At 65.4% G+C, this 5,345-nt stretch carries 1 protein-coding gene; it reads right to left on the reverse strand.

Annotation, left to right across the window (positions count from 1 at the left end):
• On the reverse strand, nt 1–5,345 hold a 5,345-nt coding region (locus tag IE125_RS19085; protein ID WP_189446279.1), incomplete at both ends, for a cadherin-like domain-containing protein.

Below are 5,345 nucleotides of genomic sequence, written 5' to 3' on the forward strand. Positions count from 1 at the left end.
TCCGGCATTGTCGGTGGCGGTATAGGTAAACGTGACATCGCGGCTCTCGCCCGCGGCCAGCGCATCGAAGTCGGTGCCCGGCGTAAAGGTGTAGCTGCCGTCGCTGTTGAAGCTGAGGCTGCCGTTGCCCTGGCCGACGTCGGTGTCGAGCGCGTAGCTGGCAATGGTGCCGTCGACATCGGTCGCGGCCGGGACCTGACCGGTGAGAACCGTGTTCTCGCCGGTGGTTTGGGTATCCGCAACGGCCACCGGCGCGTCATTGGTGCCGGTCACCGTAATCGTCACGGTCTGAGGCGCACTCACATCGCCGGCATTGTCAGTGGCGGTGTAGGTGAACGTGACGTCGCGGCTTTCGCCCGCAGCTAGGGCGTCGAAATCGGTGCCCGGGGTAAAGGTGTAGCTGCCGTCGCTGTTGAAACTGAGGCTGCCATTGCCCTGACCCACGTCGGTGTCGAGCGCGTAGCTGGCGATGGTGCCGTCGACATCCGTCGCGGCCGGGACCTGACCGGTGAGAGCGGTGTTCTCACCGGTGGTTTGGGTATCGGCGACGGCCACCGGCGCGTCGTTGGTGCCGGTCACCGTAATGGTGACGGTCTGCGGCGTACTCACCCCACCATCGTTATCCGTGGCGGTATAGGTGAACGTGACATCGCGGCTCTCGCCTGCGGCCAGCGCATCGAAGTCGGTGCCCGGATCGAAGGTGTACGAACCGTCGGCATTGAAGGCCAGCGAGCCATTGCCCGCGCCGACATCCGTCGCCAGCTCGTAACCCGCGATGGTGCCATCGACATCCGTCGCCGCCGGGACCTGACCAGTCAGGACCGTATTTTCTTCCGTCGTAGCCGTCGCAGCCTGCGCTACCGGCGCATCGTTGGTGCCGGTCACAGTAATGGTGACGGTCTGCGGCGCACTCACCCCACCATCGTTATCGGTGGCGGTGTAGGTGAACGTGACATCACGGCTCTCGCCCGCGGCCAGCGCATCGAAGTCAGTGCCCGGATCGAAGGTATAGGAACCGTCGGCATTGAACGCCAGCGAGCCGTTGCCGGTGCCGACATTGGTGTCGAGCGTGTAGCTGGCGATGGTGCCATCGATGTCAGTTGCGACCGGCACCTGACCGGTGAGAGCGGTGTTCTCACCGGTGGTCTGGGTATCGGCTACGGCCACCGGTGCGTCGTTGGTGCCAGTGACGGTGATCGTCACCGTCACCGGAGCGCTGCTGGCTCCGGCATTGTCGGTGGCGGTGTAGGTGAACGTGACATCGCGACTTTCGCCGGCGGCCAGCGCATCGAAGTCCGTGCCCGGATCGAAGGTGTACGAACCGTCGGCATTGAAGGCCAGCGAGCCATTGCCCGTACCAACATCCGTCGCAAGCTCATAACCCGCAATCGTGCCATCGACGTCGGTCGCGGTCGGAACCTGGGCGTTGAGGATCGTATTTTCGCCGGTCGTGGCGGTGCTCGCCTGAGCGACTGGCGCATCGTTGGTACCAGTGACTGTGAAGGTGGCGCTCTGCGCGACCGTGCCGCCCTGACCATCACTGACGGTGTAGCTGACGCTGACGTCGCGTGTCTGACCGGCCGCCAGGTTCTGGTAGGCGGCGTTGGTCGGATCCAGTGTCAACTGACCGGTGGTGGCGTTATAGGTCACGCCTGCCGGTAGCGTGGTCGGCAGACCGGTGACGCTGAGCGTGCCGCCATCGACGTCGCTGGCACCGGCCAGCAGGTTGAGCGTGACCGAGGCGCCGTCTTCCGTCGCACTGCTGGACAGCGGTGCGGTGACGATCGGCGCATCGTTGGTACCGGTCACCGTCACTGTCAGTGTCGAGGTGGCGGTACCGCCCTGGCCGTCGCTGACGGTGTAGCTGACTTGCGTGGTGTCGGTCTGACCGGCGGCCAGGCGATCGAACGCGGTGCCGGGGTTGAAACTGTAGCTGCCATCCGCGCTCAGCGTGAACGTGCCACCGTTGGAGCCGGTGATCGCGGTCCCCACGCTCGCGGCCGTGCCGTTGACCGCGCTGACAACGAGCGTGCCGCCATCGACATCGCTGTCGTTGGCCAGCACGCCGTTGGCGGCGTTGACGGTCAGAGTGGTGTTTTCACCGATACTGCCGGTATCAGCCTTGGCCACCGGCGCATCGTTGGTGCCGGTCACCGTAATGGTGACCGTCTGCGGCGCACTGACACCACCCTCGTTATCCATCGCGGTGTAGCTGAACGTGACATCGCGGCTCTCGCCGGCAGCCAGGGCGTCGAAATCAGTGCCCGGTGTGAAGGTGTAGCTGCCATCGCTGTTGAAGCTGAGGCTGCCGTTGCCCGTGCCGATATCGGTGTTGAGCGCGTAGCTGGCGATGGTGCCGTCGACATCGGTCGCCGCCGAAACCTGACCGGTGAGGACCGTGTTCTCTTCCGTCGTAGCCGTTGCAGCCTGTGCCACCGGCGCATCGTTGGTGCCGGTCACGGTGATCGTCACCGTCACCGGAGCGCTGCTGGCGCCGGCATTGTCGGTGGCGGTGTAGGTAAACGTGACATCACGGCTCTCACCCGCGGCCAGCGCATCGAAGTCGGCGCCCGGCGTAAAGGTGTAGCTGCCATCATTGTTGAAGCTGAGGCTGCCGTTGCCCTGGCCGACATCGGTGTCGAGCGAGTAGCTGGCGATGGTGCCATCGACATCCGTTGCCACCGGGACCTGACCGTTGAGAACCGTGTTCTCGCCGGTGGTTTGGGTGTCGGCAACGGCCACCGGCGCGTCGTTGGTACCGGTCACGGTGATCATCACCGTCACCGGAGGGCTGCTGGCTCCGGCATTGTCGGTGGCGGTGTAGGTGAACGTGACATCGCGGCTTTCGCCTGCGGCCAGCGCATCGAAGTCCGTGCCCGGCGTGAAGGTGTAACTGCCATCACTGTTGAAGCTGAGGCTGCCGTTGCCTTGGCCGACGTCGGTGTCGAGCGCGTAACCCGCGATGGTGCCATCGACATCGGTCGCTGCCGGGACCTGGCCGGTGAGAATCGTGTTCTCGCCGGTGGTTTGGGTGTCAGCGACAGCCACCGGCGCATCGTTGGTGCCAGTGACGGTGATCGTCACTGTCACCGGAGCGCTGCTGGCCCCGGCATTGTCGGTGGCGGTATAGGTGAACGTGACATCGCGGCTCTCGCCGGCGGCCAGCGCGTCGAAGTCCGTGCCCGGCGTGAAGGTGTAGCTGCCGTCGCTGTTGAAGGCGAGCGAGCCATTGCCCTGGCCGACGTCGGTGTCGAGCGAGTAGCTGGCGATGGTGCCATCGACATCGGTCGCGGCCGGGACCTGACCGGTGAGAACGGTGTTCTCGCCGGTGGTCCGGGTATCGGCAACCGCCACCGGCGCATCGTTGGTGCCGGTCACGGTAATGGTCACCGTCACCGGAGCGCTGCTGGCGCCGGCATTGTCGGTGGCGGTATAGGTGAACGTGACGTCGCGACTCTCGCCCGCAGCCAGCGCGTCGAAATCGGTGCCCGGTGCGAAGGTGTACGAGCCGTCGGCATTGAACGCCAACGAGCCATTGCCCTGGCCGACATCGGTGTCGAGCGAGTAGCTGGCGATGGTGCCATCGACGTCAGTTGCGGCCGGGACTTGACCGGTGAGAATCGTGTTCTCGCCGGTGGTCTGGGTATCCGCAACGGCCACCGGCGCATCGTTGGTGCCGGTCACCGTAATGGGGACCGTCTGCGGCGCACTGACACCACCATCGTTATCCGTGGCGGTGTAGGTGAACGTGACATCACGACTTTCGCCCGCAGCCAGCGCGTCGAAGTCGGCACCCGGCGTGAAGGTGTAGCTGCCATCGCTGTTGAAGCTGAGGCTGCCATTGCCCGCGCCAACATCCGTCGCCAGCTCGTAACCCGCGATGGTGCCATCGACATCCGTTGCGGCCGGGACCTGGCCGGTGAGAACGGTGTTCTCGCCAGTGGTTTGGGTATCCGCAACGGCCACCGGCGCATCGTTGGTACCGGTCACCGTAATGGTGATGGTCTGCGGCGCACTCACACCGCCGTCGTTATCCGTGGCGGTGTAGGTAAACGTGACATCGCGACTTTCGCCGGCGGCCAAGGCGTCGAAATCCGTGCCCGGCGTGAAGGTGTAGCTGCCGTCGCTATTGAAGCTGAGGCCGCCATTGCCTTGGCCGACATCGGTGTCGAGCGCGTAGCTGGCGATGGTGCCATCGACGTCAGTTGCGGTCGGTACTTGGGCGTTGAGGATCGTATTTTCGCCGGTCGTGGCGGTGCTCGCTTGAGCGACCGGCGCATCATTGGTGCCGGTGACGGTGAAGGTGGCGCTCTGCGCGACCGTGCCACCCTGACCATCACTGATGGTGTAACTGACGCTGACGTCGCGTGTCTGACCGGCAGCCAGGTTCTGGTAGGCGGCGTTAGACGGATCCAGTGTCAACTGGCCGGTGGTGGCGTTATAGGTCACGCCTGCCGGTAGCGTGGTCGGCAGACCGGTGACGCTGAGCGTGCCGCCATCGACATCGCTGGCGCCGGACAGCAGGTTGAGCGTAACCGGAGCGCCGTCTTCCGTCGCACTGGTGGACAGCGGTGCGGTGACGATCGGGGCATCGTTGGTGCCGGTGACCGTCACGGTCAGCGTCGACGTGGCCGTACCGCCCTGGCCGTCGCTGACGGTATAGCTGACTTGCGTGGTGTCGGTCTGACCCGCGGCCAGGCGATCGAACGCCGTGCCGGGGTTGAAGCTGTAGCTACCGTCCGCGTTCAGCGTGAACGTGCCGCCGTTGCTGCCAGTGATGGCGGTACCCACGCTCGCGGCAGTGCCGTTGACCGCGCTGACAACGAGCGTGCCGCCATCGACATCGCTGTCGTTGGCCAGCACGCCGTTGGCGGCGGTGACGGTCAGGGTGGTGTTTTCGCCGGTGCTGCCGGTATCGGCCTTGGCGACCGGGGCATCGTTGGTGCCGGTGACAGTGAAGGTGGCGCTCTGCGCGACCGTGCCACCCTGACCATCGCTGATGGTGTAGCTGACGCTGACGTCGCGGGTCTGACCGGCCGCCAGGTTCTGATAGGCGGCGTTGGTCGGATCCAGTGTCAACTGACCGGTGGTGGCATTATAGGTCACGCCGGCCGGTAGCGTGGTCGGCAGACCGGTGACGCTGAGCGTGCCGCCATCGACGTCGCTCGCCCCCGCGAGCAGGTTGAGCGTGACCGAGGCGCCGTCTTCCGTCGCACTGGTGGACAGCGGTGCGGTGACGATCGGGGCATCGTTGGTGCCGGTGACCGTCACGGTCAGTGTCGAGGTGGCCGTACCGCCCTGGCCGTCGCTGACGGTGTAGCTGATCTGAGTGGTGTCGGTCTGGC

Origin of the sequence: Salinicola rhizosphaerae (assembly GCF_014652715.1) — a bacterium.
GTDB classification, from domain to species: domain Bacteria; phylum Pseudomonadota; class Gammaproteobacteria; order Pseudomonadales; family Halomonadaceae; genus Salinicola; species Salinicola rhizosphaerae.